The organism is Caulobacter sp. GSs2, assembly GCF_058680895.1.
The window spans coordinates 1,152,501-1,166,863 of sequence record NZ_CM178725.1; the positions used below are offsets into that span (position 1 = coordinate 1,152,501).

At 66.8% G+C, this 14,363-nt stretch carries 14 protein-coding genes; 9 read left to right on the forward strand and 5 right to left on the reverse strand.

Features of this window, described 5'->3' with window-relative positions:
- The first annotated feature begins 7 nt into the window (after positions 1-7).
- On the forward strand, positions 8-439 hold the full coding sequence (locus ACW17Z_RS05685) for an RrF2 family transcriptional regulator (protein WP_492057944.1): 432 nt from the start codon (positions 8-10) through the stop codon (positions 437-439).
- Between the two features lie 18 nt (positions 440-457).
- Here ACW17Z_RS05685 and ACW17Z_RS05690 read toward each other — a convergent pair whose 3' ends face one another.
- The 4 genes from ACW17Z_RS05690 to ACW17Z_RS05705 form a co-directional block, all read right to left on the reverse strand.
- Positions 458-754 (reverse strand): hypothetical protein, encoded by a 297-nt coding sequence (locus tag ACW17Z_RS05690; protein WP_492057945.1) that lies wholly within the window; start codon positions 752-754, stop codon positions 458-460.
- Positions 705-1,310: a hypothetical protein gene (locus ACW17Z_RS05695; protein ID WP_492057946.1), complete on the reverse strand. Its 606-nt coding sequence runs from the start codon at positions 1,308-1,310 to the stop codon at positions 705-707. The genes ACW17Z_RS05690 and ACW17Z_RS05695 overlap by 50 nt, the downstream gene beginning before the upstream one ends.
- A 64-nt stretch (positions 1,311-1,374) precedes the next feature.
- Positions 1,375-1,806: a CBS domain-containing protein gene (locus tag ACW17Z_RS05700; RefSeq protein ID WP_419252088.1), complete on the reverse strand. Its 432-nt coding sequence runs from the start codon at positions 1,804-1,806 to the stop codon at positions 1,375-1,377.
- 58 nt (positions 1,807-1,864) lie between these two features.
- Positions 1,865-2,512 (reverse strand): rhomboid family intramembrane serine protease, encoded by a 648-nt coding sequence (locus ACW17Z_RS05705; protein ID WP_492057947.1) that lies wholly within the window; start codon positions 2,510-2,512, stop codon positions 1,865-1,867.
- A 161-nt stretch (positions 2,513-2,673) separates the two neighbouring features.
- Between ACW17Z_RS05705 and hfaA the strand changes: the two genes are divergently transcribed.
- The 3 genes from hfaA to hfaD are packed head-to-tail and all read left to right on the forward strand — an operon-like array spanning position 2,674 to position 5,282.
- Positions 2,674-3,120, forward strand: a complete 447-nt coding sequence (hfaA, locus tag ACW17Z_RS05710; protein ID WP_492057948.1) for a holdfast anchoring protein HfaA — start codon at positions 2,674-2,676, stop codon at positions 3,118-3,120.
- Positions 3,110-4,126, forward strand: coding sequence for a holdfast anchoring protein HfaB (gene hfaB / locus ACW17Z_RS05715; protein ID WP_419317901.1), 1,017 nt, complete (start codon positions 3,110-3,112; stop codon positions 4,124-4,126). The genes hfaA and hfaB overlap by 11 nt, the downstream gene beginning before the upstream one ends.
- Positions 4,104-5,282, forward strand: a complete 1,179-nt coding sequence (gene hfaD / locus ACW17Z_RS05720; RefSeq protein WP_419317903.1) for a holdfast anchor protein HfaD — start codon at positions 4,104-4,106, stop codon at positions 5,280-5,282. Before hfaB ends, hfaD begins: the two co-directional genes overlap by 23 nt.
- Before the next feature lie 4 nt (positions 5,283-5,286).
- On the opposite strand, the gene ACW17Z_RS05725 is transcribed toward hfaD, so the two are convergent.
- A complete protein-coding gene (locus ACW17Z_RS05725; RefSeq protein WP_492057949.1) occupies positions 5,287-7,182 on the reverse strand; it encodes an ATP-binding protein in 1,896 nt (631 codons plus the stop codon).
- A gap of 211 nt (positions 7,183-7,393) precedes the next feature.
- On the opposite strand from ACW17Z_RS05725, the gene ACW17Z_RS05730 reads away from it, so the two are divergent.
- From ACW17Z_RS05730 to ACW17Z_RS05750, 5 genes are all read left to right on the forward strand, one after another.
- Positions 7,394-9,217 (forward strand): ABC-F family ATP-binding cassette domain-containing protein, encoded by a 1,824-nt coding sequence (locus ACW17Z_RS05730; RefSeq protein ID WP_492057950.1) that lies wholly within the window; start codon positions 7,394-7,396, stop codon positions 9,215-9,217.
- Positions 9,218-9,673: 456 nt separating this feature from the next.
- Positions 9,674-11,746, forward strand: a complete 2,073-nt coding sequence (locus ACW17Z_RS05735; protein ID WP_419317909.1) for a hybrid sensor histidine kinase/response regulator — start codon at positions 9,674-9,676, stop codon at positions 11,744-11,746.
- Between the two features lie 72 nt (positions 11,747-11,818).
- The gene (locus ACW17Z_RS05740; RefSeq protein WP_419317911.1) at positions 11,819-12,805 is read left to right on the forward strand and encodes an ABC transporter substrate-binding protein; all 987 of its coding nucleotides are present in this window, start codon (positions 11,819-11,821) and stop codon (positions 12,803-12,805) included.
- The gene (locus tag ACW17Z_RS05745) at positions 12,802-13,554 is read left to right on the forward strand and encodes an ABC transporter ATP-binding protein (RefSeq protein ID WP_492057951.1); all 753 of its coding nucleotides are present in this window, start codon (positions 12,802-12,804) and stop codon (positions 13,552-13,554) included. Before ACW17Z_RS05740 ends, ACW17Z_RS05745 begins: the two co-directional genes overlap by 4 nt.
- A 5-nt stretch (positions 13,555-13,559) precedes the next feature.
- Positions 13,560-14,318 (forward strand): ABC transporter permease, encoded by a 759-nt coding sequence (locus ACW17Z_RS05750; protein WP_492058491.1) that lies wholly within the window; start codon positions 13,560-13,562, stop codon positions 14,316-14,318.
- Positions 14,319-14,363: the final 45 nt, after the last annotated feature.

A 14,363-nucleotide genomic window follows, 5' to 3' on the forward strand; every position in this document is an offset into this window, starting at 1 on the left:
AGCGTCCATGTTGTCCCAAAAGGCCCGATACGCACTGCGCGCCATGATCGAACTGGCCCGCGAGGACGGGCAAGTCACGGCGGGCGAGCTTTCGATCCGCGCCGACGCACCCCGCAAGTTTCTGGAGGCTATCCTTCTCGCCCTCGCGCGCGAGGGCCTGGTGGTCAGCCGCAGAGGCAAGTTCGGCGGCTATATGCTGGGCCGATCGGCCACCGCAATCAGCTTCGCCGAGGTCATCCGCCTTGTTGACGGCCCCCTGGCCCTGGCCCCCTGCGTCAGCCGCACGGCCTTCCGCCGCTGCGAGGACTGCCGCGACCTGGCCACCTGCGCCCTGCGCGAGGCGCTACTCAAGGCGCGCGACGCCACGGCACTGGTTCTGGAAGGCTACAGCCTGGCCGACGCCGTCGCCGGCGAAGGCGCGGAACTGCTGGGCGGATAGAGCGCCCCTCCCCCACTTCTATAGACGCACCGCGCGGTGGATCGCCCTGAGGGTCGACAGCAGGCCGGCGGCCGCGTCGAGCGGCAGACAGCTCGGCCCATCGCACAGCGCCTTGTCGGGATCGGGGTGAAACTCCAGGAACACGCCGTCGGCCCCCGCTGCCACCGCTGCCTTGGCGATGATCGGCACTCCCTCGCGCCGGCCGCCCGTCGAGGCGCCAAGGGTGCGCGGATCGGCGCCCGGTAGTTGCACCGAATGGGTCGCATCAATCGTCACAGGAACCCCGAGCTTCTGCATCTCGCCAATGCCCAGCATGTCGACGATCAGATTGTTGAAGCCGAACGCGCTCCCTCGCTCGCACAAGACAATGTCGACGCCCCGGGGCGGCCTCCCGGGCCTTTTCGATGATGTTTTTGCAGTCCCACGGCGCCAGGAACTGAGCCTTCTTGATATGGAGGCAACCGCCAGCTGCCTGGGTCGCCCGAGCGGCCGCTACGATCAAGTCGGTCTGGCGCACAAGGAAGGCCGGGATCTGAACGAGATCGGCAACGGCGGCCACCGGCCCCGCCTGATCGATCTCGTGCAGGTCGGTAGCGATCGGAACGTCCAATCGCCGCTTCACTTCCGCCAGCATTGCCAGACCGTCGTTAAGTCCTGGGCCGCGATAGCTCTTGATCGAGGAGCGATTGGCTTTGTCGAAACTGGCCTTGAAAATGAATGGCAGGCCGAGGTCAGCCGTGACGGCCTTGAGCGACCGGCCGACCTCAAGCGCGAGCTCAAGGTTCTCAAGCACATTGAGCCCGGCGATCACGACCAAGGGTTGGCCCGCGCCGATCGACAGGTTCCAACGCTTCAAATGGACGACGGCCATGGGCTAAGCCCTCTCACCGGAAAAGGTCAGGCCAAGCCGGCCGCCGCCTCCGTAAGCGGAGACCTTACCCCGCCGCTATATAGGCCTTGAGCCCTTCGGCCTCCGCCTGGGCCTCATTGATCTTGTACTTCACCAGATCGCCGATCGAGATGATCCCGACCAAGCGCCCGTCACGCACTACCGGCAGGTGGCGAATGCGGCGGTCGGTCATGCGTTCGAGCAGGATGTCGATCGACTCTTCGGGTTGGGCGAAGATCACCTCGGCGCTCATGCAGGCGGCGATCGGCTTGTTCAGGGCGCCCGCGCCTTCCTTGGCGATCACACGCACGATGTCGCGTTCCGACAGAATGCCGACAATCGCTTCGTCGGCGTCGAGGACGACCATGGCTCCCACGCGGCGGGTATGGAGCAGGGCCGCAGCCGCTCCTACCGTCTCCTGCGGCGAGGCCGTGAAGACCAGGTCGCCCTTGTCTTTCAGGATCTGAGAAACCAGCACTGCGCATCTCCCTTGTTCGTTCTTATAATAACGAGGGTCTCGCAAAGCGGTTCGGGGATCAATGGGTCTCTGAATTTGGGCTCAGGCGGACGGCCAGCGAGATGAGCAGGGCCCCGGCCGCGAAGCCGAACAGATGCGCCTCCCAGGCCACGGCTCCCGTCAGGCCCGGGAAACCCCCGAGCGCCGCCATCACCAGATTGATGACCAGCCAGCTGAGAGCCAGGGACAGGGCGCGCGGCGCAAGCGGGCTGCTCAGCCGCCCGGGCCGATCCATCAATCTGGCGGCGGCGCCCATCAGGCCGGCCACAGCGCCCGAAGCGCCGACGACCAGACTGGTCGATCCCGGATGGATCGCCGCATAGCCCAGACCGGCCAGGACGCCACACACTATATAGAAGACGACGAAGACGCTCCCTCCCCTCCCCCCCAGACCCAGCAGGCGCGCAACCGGAGCGCCGAAGGCCAGGGCGAAGGCGGCATTCATCAGGGCGTGAATCCAGCCGCCATGAACAAAGAGCGACGTCACCAGCCCCGCCACATCGCCGCGCCAGATCCGCACCGGCTCCAAGGCCAAGCGATAGACGGTCTCGTCGCTGGCCCCGCCCAGCACCAGGTTCGGGAGCAGGATGCTGACGGCCGCCAGCACCGCCGGCCAGGGCGCGTTGAAGATCTGTTCGGGGCGGTCGTCGGGACGGTCGGGGGTCATCACACTCTTACCTAGGCGGTCGACTCGCGGGGCGCACGCGATTCAGGGTCGCACCCTCTCTCGCTTAACCAATTTGCGAGACCTTGGCGCTAGACCAGAGACTGTATGAATTTGGCACGAGGGTTGCTTGCACCTTCGGGTCGGCAGTCGCGGAGGCTCTCATGGCCTGGCAGATCAAGAACAGCATCGACTTTGGCGCGGGCTTCACCGCCGCCGTCGTGGGCCTTGGCGCGCTCGGCGCGGCCGGCGCCCAGACGATGTCCAGCAACTCCGCCGCCTTCAACGCCGGCTATGGCCGTATCGCCGGCCAGGAAAGCCGCATGGTCGAATATTCGACCCGCGACGTTAACGGCAACCGCGTCGTGGTCGATGGCGTGATGCTGACCGGCGCCGACCAGAGCGTCTATTCGTCCAGCAATTCCTCGGGGTCGCTAGACGCCTATTCCGGCGTCGGGGGTCGCGGCTACAGCAGCTCGACGGCGATCGGCAACAATCTGACGGTCATCACCCAGGGCAACAACAATACGGTGATCGTCAATTCGACCCAGACCAATACCGGCAACATCTCGGCGGGATCGTCGGTCAAGGGCGGATCCGATGGGAAGTAAGCGTCTCGCGTTCATCGGGGCGGTCCTGGCCTGCACCGCCCTGACGGCGTGCGGAACAGGCATGCCCAAGGTGTCGATGGAGGGAAACTACGCCAAGCCGATCGGCAAGGCGCCCGTCACCGCCAACCCGACCGACTATTCGGCGGCGCTGGTCTGCCTCAACCAGTATGCCAAGCAGAACCGCATCGCCGCGCCGCGCGTCGCGATCGGCCGTATCGCCGACTATACCGGCAAGGAAGAGTCCGACGGCTCGGGCCGCAAGGTCACCCAGGGCGCCTCCCTGCTGGCCATGACCGCCTTCGCCAAGGCCGGCATGCCGATGGTCGAACGCTTCGACACCTCGGTGTCGGAGTTCGAGCTGAAATACGCCAACAACAAGCTGATCAGCGACCGCCCCAATCCAAGCGCGGACGTGCCTGTGGACTATCGCCGGATCCTGGCCGGCCAGGTGCCGGGCTCGGACTTCTATGTGGTCGGCGGCATTACCGAGCTGAACTACAACATCCGTTCGGCCGGCATCGACGCCTATGCCGGCGACAAGGACACCGACGGCCTGAAGGGCAATTTCAAGCGTCGGGTGTTCGTGATGAACATCGCGCTGGACCTGCGCCTGGTGAACACCCGCACGCTGGAGGTGGTCGACGTCGTCGCCTACCAGAAGCAGGTGGTGGGCCGCGAGATCAGCCTGGGGGTCTTCGACTTCCTCAATGGCAACCTGTTCGACATCTCGGGCGGCCGGGGCGCGCTGGAGCCGATCCAGCTGGCCGTGCGGGCGCTGATCGAGCGCTCGGTCGTCGAGTTCAGCGCCAATCTCTACGGCATGCCAGGCCCGCAAGGCTGCATGCGCTACGACCCGATGGGCGATTCCACCGTCGGACAGACGGGCGCCTTCGTGCCGGCCTACAACAATCTGGGAACCAACAATGCGCAGACCCGCGAAGACCCGTCTCGCTGGAACGCTCGCAGCGATCCCGATATGCGCGATGCTAAGCGGGGTCGCTACTAGCCAGACCGCGCCCAGCACGGTTCTGAACAACCAGATCAATCTGGGCGACGTGTTCGCCGAGCAGACCCTGAACGTCGAGACCGTCACCGACGGCTTCAGCGCCAGCACCATTGCGCCGGCCAACAGCGCCCTGATTTCGGTGCAGAACACCGACGCCGCGATGACCTCGAACCAGGAAAACGCCGGCGCGGTCCTCGCGCACGGTGTGGTCAATGTCGGGACCAATGGGGGCGCCAACAGCAACTTCACGACCACGGCGGTCGGCAATGCGGGTACGGCGGCGGCAGACAACGGCACGCTGACGGGCCGCGCCACCCAGCTGAACACCGGACCGGTCACAGCGCGCAGCCAGCTTGAGGCTCACGAGGCCGAACTGCACGACATGTCGATGAGCACCCTGGCCCAGGGCAACAGCCAGGGCCTGACCCTGATCAACGGCGCCATGGGCGTGCGGGTCAGCCAGGGCAATACGGCCAATGTCCTGGCCGATGGCGGCGCGATCGCCAGCGCGATCACCGGTACCGCCGCCGTCGCCGGCACGGCGACAGGCAACAACATCACACTGTCGGGAACCGAGCAGTCGGCGGCGCGGGTGATCACCGAGCAGTCCAATGCCGGCATCACCCAGGCCAGCAAGTTCACGGCCTATGGCTCCAGTTACCTGACCAGCACGGCAGCCTCGGCCAGCGGCAACAACCTGTCGGCGACCAATGAAGGCCCGCTGCTGGACGTGGCCTCAAGCCAGTACAACACCGCCTATGTCCGCGCCCAGGCCGAGGCGACCTCCTACCAGTTCAGCGCCGCCCAGGTCGGCGCCCATGGCGTCGGCAATTCCGCCCTGGTCGGCAACTATGGAACCGAGGTTGTGCTGGACAACATCCAGACCAATGCGGGCGGTGGCGTCGAGGTTGTGGCCAGCTTCGAGGGCAATGACGGCTATGACGCCGTGGTCTCGTCCACGGCCATGGGCAATGCCGTCACCGGCTATGCCTGCTCGCAGTGCAACGGCCAGATGACGATCAAGAACAATCAGGTCAACAGCGCCGAGGTGGGCGCCCGCACCACGACCACCGCAGGCTCGGCGCGGTCGGTCAGCGGCGTCACCACCGCCACCGGCAACAACGCCAGCTTCTATGTGAGCTCGCCCGGCACCTGAGGCGTCAGGCGGTTACGGGGTCTCGCTGGACCCTTGCCGAGCTCCACTGGGCGATCTTGATCAGCAGGTCGCGCGGATTGATCGGCTTGCCGACATGGTCGTCCATGCCCTGCTCGCGATAGAAGGCCACCTGATCGGCCAGGACATTGGCAGTCAGGGCAATGATCGGGATCTCCGCGACATCGCCGTCCAGAGCCCGAATGCTGAGGGTGGCGGTCAGGCCGTCCATCACCGGCATCCGCACGTCCATCAGGACAAGGTCGTAGTCACCCGACCGAACCGCCGCCAGCGCCTCGGCGCCGTCGCGGACGACCTGGACGTCATGGCCGGCCGACCGAAGGATAGCGCCGATCAGTTCGCGATTGGCCTCGTTATCGTCCGCCACCAGCAGCCGCAGGCCTCCCGCAATGCGCGGCGCGACAGCCGGTGCGGACGTCTCGATCCTGCCGGCGACGGGCAGGTCGACGACGCACCAGAAGCGCGAGCCCTGACCGGCCGTGCTGTCGACGCCGATCTGGCCGCCCATCATTTCAACCAGCTGCCGGGTGATGGTCAGCCCCAGCCCGGTGCCGCCAAAGCGTCGGGTAACCTCCGGTCCGGCCTGGGCGAAACGATCGAAGACCATGCCCAACATAGCCTCAGGCACCCCGACACCTGTGTCGCTGACGGCAAATTCCAGGCGGGCCACGGTGGCGTCCGGGTGGGGCCGGCGGGTGATCGTCAAGCCTACGGCGCCCTCGTCGGTAAACTTGACGGCGTTGCCCAGCAGATTGACCAGCACCTGTCGCAGACGTTCCGGATCGCCCTCGATCCAGGCCGGACAGCTCTCGTGGATCGTCATGTTCAAAGCCAGGCGCTTGGCCAGGGCCTGAGCCTCCACAATGCCGACAGCCTGGGAGAGCATGGGCCGCAGCGCAAACGGACGGGGCTGCAGCTCGACGCCGCCGGCCTCAAGTTTGGACAGGTCCAGCACATCGTTCAGCGTCGCCATCAGGGCCGAACCTGCATCCTGGATTCGACCCAGTTGGCTGCTCTGCACGTCGTCCAGAGCGCTGGCAGCCAGCAGGTCGGCAAAGCCGATGACGCTGGTCAGGGGCGTGCGAAGCTCGTGGCTCATATTGGCCAGGAACTCCTGACGCGCCCGCACGGCGCTTTCGGCGCGCTCGCGGGCCTCACCCAGGGCCGAACGGGCCTCGATCTCGGCGGTGATGTCGGTCTCGTTGACCAGCACGCAGCAGTCGCCGCTGACGGGGTCACGGGCCCATCGGGCGTCGACGCTATGCCAGCGAGCGCCAGCGGACGTCGCCAGCAGGAAAGACCCATAGCCGGGTCGTCCAGACAGGGCGTTGCGCCAGACCTGCTCGCCAGCCTCGCGATCCACAAAGGAATCGACGAAGGAGGCATTGTCAGCCGGATAGGCGGCCATCGCCGCCGGGTTGGCAAACAGCCGCGCGCCCTCGGTATTGTACAGAGCGACAAGCACCGTGGTGTGCCGCAAGGCCTCTATGGCCCGATGCTCTTGCGCCTCGACCTCGGCCGCCTCGAACAACATGCCCGATCCGCCATCCAGCAGTGGAATGAGCGATATGGCTGTTCGCACCGTGACGGGCGCGCCGTGGGGATAGAAGGTCCAGCGGTCATGAACGGTCTCGCCTCGGGCGATGCGTTCACTGATGGCGTCCATCCGGATGCGCACAGCCGGAGACTGGTCCGCGAAGTCGCGCGCCTGAAGCTCTTCGAGAGAGGCCGCCCCCCATAGCTCCAGCGCCGCCCGATTGGCGTAGACCTTGCGCTTGCGCGCGTCATCAAACACCCAGACCGGCTGGCGCAGACTGTCGAAGCCGTCCACCGCGAAAGGAAGACGAGCAGAAGCGGTGGGTATGCCGGTTTTCGACGACAAGGCGCGCATTCATCTCTCAGGGACAGCTTGACCCTAGGCATGTCGCGATTGGCCACCTGTTAACGGGCGATTGTGTCGCGCCCCGCGCCAGATGACGCCTTGCCAGGTAATCGAGCCGGATCACCCGGATTTTGGCGTCTTTTCCCGGCCATCCCTGTTATAGGCCGCATCCTCCGCGACACTCTGACGCCTCCCCCAGTACGAGCACCTTATGGCTTCCCCTGCCCGCGCGCCCATTCTCGCCCTCAAGGACGTCCGGCTAGCCGACGGCGCCAAGCCCCTGTTCGACGGCGTCGACCTGGCGCTGGAGCCGCGCATCCGCGCCTGTCTGGTCGGCCGCAACGGCGCGGGCAAGAGCACCCTGCTGAAGATCCTGGCCGCCCAGGGCGCCGAACCCGACAGCGGCGAGCGTATCGTGCAGCCCGGAGCGCGCATTGTCTTTGTCAGCCAGGAGCCGGAGATCACCGGCGCGACCCTGCTGGACTATTGCACCGCCGGCGGCGCCCAGGACTACGAAGCCCAGGCCACCCTGGCCGACTTTGGCCTGGACCCCGAAAAGGGCACCGAAGGCCTTTCGGGCGGCGAGAAGCGTCGCGCGGCCCTGGCCCGCGCCTTCGCCGAGCAGCCCGACGTGCTGCTGCTGGACGAGCCGACCAACCACCTGGACATCTTCGCCATCCAGACGCTGGAAGAGGAACTGGCCGGCTCCAAGTGCGCCGCCCTGATCGTCAGCCACGACCGGGCCTTCCTCAACCGCGTCACCCAGCGCACCTTCTGGCTCGAGCACCGCAAGGTGCGCCGACTGGACAAGGGCTTCCTTGAGTTCGAGACTTGGAGCGAGGCGGTCATGGCCGCCGACGCTGACGAAGCGCGCCGCCTGAACAAGGCGCTGGAGCGCGAGAACGCCTGGCTGGCGCGTGGCGTCCAGGGGCGCCGGGCCCGCAATGAAGGTCGCCGCCGCGCCCTGATGGACCTGCGCGCCGAGAAGAAGGATCGCCAGAGCGACATGCGCGGCAGCATCTACATGGCTGTCGAAGCGGCGGGGACCTCGGGCAAGAAGGTCGCCGAGGCCAAGAACGTCACCAAGAAGTTCGGCGATCGGGTGATCGTCGAAGACTTCTCGACCCGCATCCTGCGCGGCGACCGCGTGGCCCTGGTCGGCCCCAACGGCGCGGGCAAGACCACCCTGGTCAAGCTGCTGCTGGGCGAACTGGCCGTCGATTCCGGCACGGTGACCCTGGGGACCAACCTCGAGATCTCCTATGTCGACCAGGCCCGCATGGCCCTGTCGGACAAGATCACCGTCTGGGATTTCCTGACCCCCGGCGGCGGCGACTCCATCCTGGTGCGCGGCCTGCCCAAGCATGTCGCCGGCTACGCCAAGGACTTCCTGTTCACCGAGGCCCAACTGCGCCAGCCCGTGACCAGCCTGTCGGGCGGGGAACGCAACCGCCTGCTGCTGGCCCGCGCCCTGGCCACGCCCACGAACCTGATGGTGCTCGATGAGCCCACCAACGACCTGGACATGGACACGCTGGACCTGCTGGAGGACCTGCTGGCCGACTTCGAAGGTACGCTGATCCTGGTCAGCCACGATCGCGACTTCATCGATCGGCTGGCCACCTCGACCATCGCCATGAACGGCCATGGCCAGGTGATCGAGACTCCGGGCGGCTGGAGCGACCTGATCGACCAGAGCCCCGACTTCTTCAAGGGCGCGCGCGGCGCCGGTGGCGGCGACTTCGCCACGGGAGCCGCCAAGGCCGCTCCGGCGGTAGTCGCTCCGCCCAAGAAGACCGTCAAACTGTCCTACAAGGATCAGCGTCGGCTCGAGGAGTGCGAAGCCCTGGTCGCGGCCAGCCCCAAGATCATCGGCGATCTGGAAGCCAGGCTGGCCGATCCGAACTTCTACGCGCGCGATCCCGCCGGCTTCGACAAGGTCATGAAGACCCTCGACAAGGCCCGCGCTGACCTGGCGCAGGCCGAAGAGGACTGGATGGCTCTGGAAGAGAAGCGCGAGACCCTTTCCAGCTAGCGGCTACCCGACCGCTCTCTTCCCGCTCGCGCGCTATTGGAATGCCGGCTTCCGCTCAGTGTGGCGAGGGAGCGGGATAGGTCTATGGACCAAGATCGCCAGCGATGGCGGACTCTGGTGGCGTTGAAGTTCTGGCGGCGGGTCTGGCAGCCCTGCCGTTGCGTCACCCGCTCGCCGGCGATCAACCCGCTCGCCGGGTGATTGCCCCGACGCCCCCCGACAAGCGCCTGTCAGGAACGCGGCAACGACCGGCCGAGCGGCCTTGAGACGCGACCTGTGCTTGAAGCGCCCGCTGTCTTATGCATTGTCGTGCCTCCGCCAAAGTAAAAGGGGGGTGGCTCAAGGTCGGACCTTAGTCGAAAGCGATCATCGCCTGCGACAAAGCGCCACAGCGACCAAATTGGGCAGCAACCTTGAACAGTCGGAAGCGTATTGATCCGGGGGGACGGGACAAACATGCGGCAACAGCTGGCACAACAAGAACAACGGCGGCAGAACACCCTGCTGCTGAGCTTGGCTGTGGCCGTCGTCGCCAGCCTGGCCTTCAGCGACTTCCTGACCCGGACCAATCTGGGTGTCGCGGCGTTCTGGCCCGCGAACGGCCTCCTGATCGTCGGTCTGATGGCGCTGAATGCGCCGCGCCGCATCGCCCTGACCAGCGTGATGATTGTCTTCCATTTGATCATCGACCTGCTTGTCGGAGACAGCCTCGGCAAGGCCTTGCTCTTCACCAGCGTCGACGTTCTGGAAGCCTATGCGGTCTGGGCCGTGGCGCGCCGGATTTCCGGCGGTTTGCTGCGGCTGCGGACAATGCGGCAGCTAGCGCTTCTCGTCGCGGTAGGCGCCCCCATCGCAGCAGCCGCCGCGATCATCTGCGCGCCGCTGCTCTCGATAATCTCGGGAGCGCCCGTGCTGACCTTGATGTGGGCCTGGTTCGCGCGAAGCGGCCTGGGGCTCGCCGTCGTGCTCCCCGCTGTGCTGGTGTTGCTGGACGCGGAGCATCGTCGCGCCTTCCATCGCTCGATTACCGAGCGCCTGGCGCTGTATGCGTCGATCGCCGCGATGACTGCGGTCTGCTTTCATCCTGACGGTGTTCCGGCGCCCTTCCTGATCTTCCCCCTGGCTATGCTGGCCGCCTTTCGACTGGGCGCCCGGGGGGCTGCGGAAAGCTCTCTGGTGGTGGCCTTTATCGCCATTCCCCTGGTGACTTCCACCGGCTATCTGGCCATGGGCATGCGATGGGAAACCGCCAATCCCACCCGCGTCGCCCAGGTCTTCATCAGCCTGCTGTTCGGCACCAATCTGGCGACCGGCCTGGCCCTGGCGCAGCAGGAGCGCCTGAAGCGCCTGCTGGTGCGCCGCGAACAGCTGACCCGCGCCGCCCGCGCCCGCGCCCTGGCCGCGACCGAGGCCAAGACCGAGTTCCTGGCGACCATGAGCCACGAGATCCGCACCCCGCTGAACAGTGTGCTGGGCTTTGCCCAACTGCTGGCGGCCCGCAACGACCTGCCGCCGGACGCCCGCCGGCAAGTAAACCTGATCGACTCCGCCGGCGGCGCCCTGCTGACCGTGGTCAACGACATCCTCGACTTCTCGCGGGTCGAGGCCGGCCAGGTGGAACTGCTGCTGCAACCGACCTCGGCCGCGAACCTGCTGCGCGACACTGTCGCGATCATGGCGCCTGAGGCGCGCGCCAAGGGCCTCAAACTGAACCTCGAGATCATCGATCCGATCGACGCCCTGCACGACCTGGACGACGCCCGCCTGCGCCAGGTGTTGCTCAACCTGCTCAACAACGCGGTGAAGTTCACCGATACGGGACGCATCGACGCCACCCTGATTGTCGAGCCGGGCGATCATGAAGATCGATTGCGTTTCGAAATCACCGACACCGGCGCCGGCATCTCGATCGAGAAACAGGCCCTGCTGTTCCAGCGCTTCTCGCAGATCGACAGTTCGGCAAGCCGCACCTATGGCGGCGCGGGCCTGGGCCTGGCGATCAGCCGGGCGCTGGTCGAACTGATGGGCGGCAAGATCGGCGTCGACAGCGTGCCGGGTCGCGGCTCATGCTTCTGGATGGAGATCGCCGCGCCGATCGCCGAGTCCTTGGGCGTTCCCGAGCAACGGACACCCCTTTTGCCAGGCGCCGCCCGTATCCTGCTGGTCGACGACCATCCGATGAACCGTGAAATCGGCGTCGCCCTGCTGACCCTGGCCGGCTGCGAGGTCGATATCGCCGAAAACGGTCAGCAGGCCGTCGAGGCGGCTGCGACCGGCGAGTACGACATGATCCTGATGGATATCCACATGCCGCTGATGGACGGGTTGGCCGCCACCCGCGCCATCCGCGCCCTGAACTCGCCCGCCAGCCGGGTTCCGATCATCGCCATGAGCGCCGACGCCCTGCCCCAGCAGGTCGAGCGCTGCTACGCGGCCGGAATGGTCGATCACATCGCCAAGCCGATTCAGCGCGAGGTGCTCTATGCCAAGGTCGAGCGCTGGCGGACCGCTCCCACCAGCATCGACTAACCGAACCGCGTTCGCTCTTGGAAGATGCGGCCGCGCCGCCTAACCTCTCGCGACCTTGTCCGGGAGGGATTCATGGGTTTCCGCAAACTGGCCGTGCTCACCCTTTGCACGCTGCTCGCCGCCTGCTCGCCCGCCGGCCAGGAACCCGCCGACGCTCCCGGTCGCACCGCCATGAAGCTGGCCACCGACTGGCGCGCCCAAGCCGAGCTTGGCGGCTACTATCAGGCCTTGGCTACTGGCGAATACGCCAGGCGCGGGCTGGATGTGACCCTGATCCAGGGCGGTCCCGGCGTGAACGTGCCCCAGTTGCTGGCCACGGGCGCGGTGGATGCCGGGGTCGGCTCCAACAGCTTCATCGTCATGAACCTGGCCAAGGAAAAGGCCCCGGTTAAGGCCGTGGCCGCCTTCATGGACAAGGACCCCCAGGTGCTGATCGCCCACCCCGGCCAAGGCATCAACGCGATCGCCGACATGAAGGACCGCCCGATCCTACTGGCGGACGCCTCGATCACCGCCTTCTGGGTCTGGCTGAAGGCCAAGTACGGCTTCACCGACGCTCAAGTCCGCAAATACAACTACAGCGCTGCGCCGTTCCTAGCCGACAAGCGCATTGTCCAGCAGGGCTATGTCACCAGCGAGCCCTACCTCATCGAGAAGGAGGGCAAGATCAAGCCGGCGGTGTTCTTGCTGGCCGACAGCGGCTATCCCGCCTACGCCTCGATGGCTCTGATGCCCGACAGCTTCATTGCCAAAAACCCGTCGGCCGCGCAGGCCTTCGTCGAGGCCACGGCTGCGGGCTGGAAATCCTATCTCTATGGCGACGCCAAGCCGGGCGACGCGGCCATCCTCAAGGACAATCCTGAGATGACCCAGGACGTCCTCGACCAGGCCCGCGAGAAGATGCGGTCCTACGGCATCGTCCCCAAGGACGGCATTGGCCAGATGACCGACGCCCGCTGGGCGGAGTTCTTCAAGGTCGCATCGGATCAGGGCGTCTATCCCAAGGATATGGACTACAAGGGCGCCTACACGCTGCAGTTCCTGCCCAAGGGCCAATGACACTGACCATCGCCGCTCTTTCCGCCGTCGAAGTCGACTATCCTCGGCGCGGCCGCGCCCTGGGGCCGGTGGATCTGGATCTGCGCGCCGGCGAAATTGTCGCCCTCGTGGGGCCGTCCGGTTGCGGCAAGTCCACCGCCCTGCGTTTGCTGGCGGGACTTGAACAGCCCACACGGGGCGCCGTGACCCGCGCCGCCGCCAGGGGCGAGACCGCCGTGGTCTTCCAGGCTCCCACGCTCGCGCCGTGGCTCAGCGCCCAGGCCAATGTGGCCCTCCCTCTGGAACTGGCCGGCGAGCGGCACGCCGACGCCATGACCGCCGCCGCCCAGGCCCTGGCCAAGGTCGGTCTGGGCGAGGCGCTTGCGGCGCGGCCCGCCCAGTTGTCGGGCGGCATGGCCATGCGGGTGTCTCTGGCCCGCGCCCTGGTCACCCGCCCTCGCCTGCTGCTGCTGGACGAACCGTTCGCGGCGCTGGACGAGATCACGCGCCGCGCCCTGGCCGACGACGTTCTGGCCCTGGCCGGGGAGCTGTCGCCGGCCATGATCTTCGTCACCCACAATGTCGAGGAGGCGGTCTATATGGCCGGCCGGGTCGTGGTCATGACCCCCGGCCCCGGCCGCATCGCGGGAGAAGTGGCCATCGACGCCCCCCTGATCCGCCCTGCAGGCTTTCGCACCACCGAAGCCTTTCGCCAAGCCGCCGAGACGGTGTCGGGCCTGCTGGCCCAGGCCGGAGTTCGCGCCGCGTGAGGACCTTGTCGGCCTTCCTGTCGCCGCTCGTGCTGATCGGCCTGCTGCTGGCGGGCTGGGAGCTGGCCTGCGCGCGCCTGGCCGTGCCGGCCTATCTGCTGCCGCCACCCAGCGCGATCTGGACGGCCCTGATCGAGGGCTGGCCGCTGCTGCTGGCCTCGGCCTGGGGCACGCTGTCGACGGCCCTGCTGGCGCTGGCCATCGCCAGCCTGCTGGCCTGCACCCTGGCTTTGACGGTCAGTTTGAGCCCCCTGCTGGAAGACGCGATCCGTCCCATCGCCGTCACGCTGCAAGTCACGCCGCTGGTCGCCATCGCGCCGCTGGTCACCATCTGGGCGGGGATCGACCATCCTGAACGCGCCGTGATCGGCCTGGCCGCCGTCGTCGCCTTCTTCCCGATCTTCTCGGGCGCCCTGACCGGCCTGAAGGCCGTGGATCCAGACCTGGCCCGCCTTTTCGACCTCTATGGCGCATCGTCAGCCCAGCGCCTGTGGCGCCTGCGCCTGCCCTCGGCCGTCCCCGCGCTTCTGGAAGGCCACAAGGTCGCCTCCGGCCTGGCCGTGATCGGGGCCGTGGTAGCCGAGTTCGTCGCCGGTTCAGGCGGCTCCCAGGGCCTCGCCTGGCGGATCCTGGAGGCCTATAATCGCCTGCAGACGGCGCGCGTGTTCGCCGCCCTGTTGACCCTGGCCCTGCTGGGTGTGGCGCTTCACGCCCTGATGGAGCTGGCCGAGCGTCGACTGCTCGCAGTTTGGCGCGGACGTTAGGTCCGGATTAAGCGGGGCAGGCTAAGGCTGAAACCTCGGAGTCCT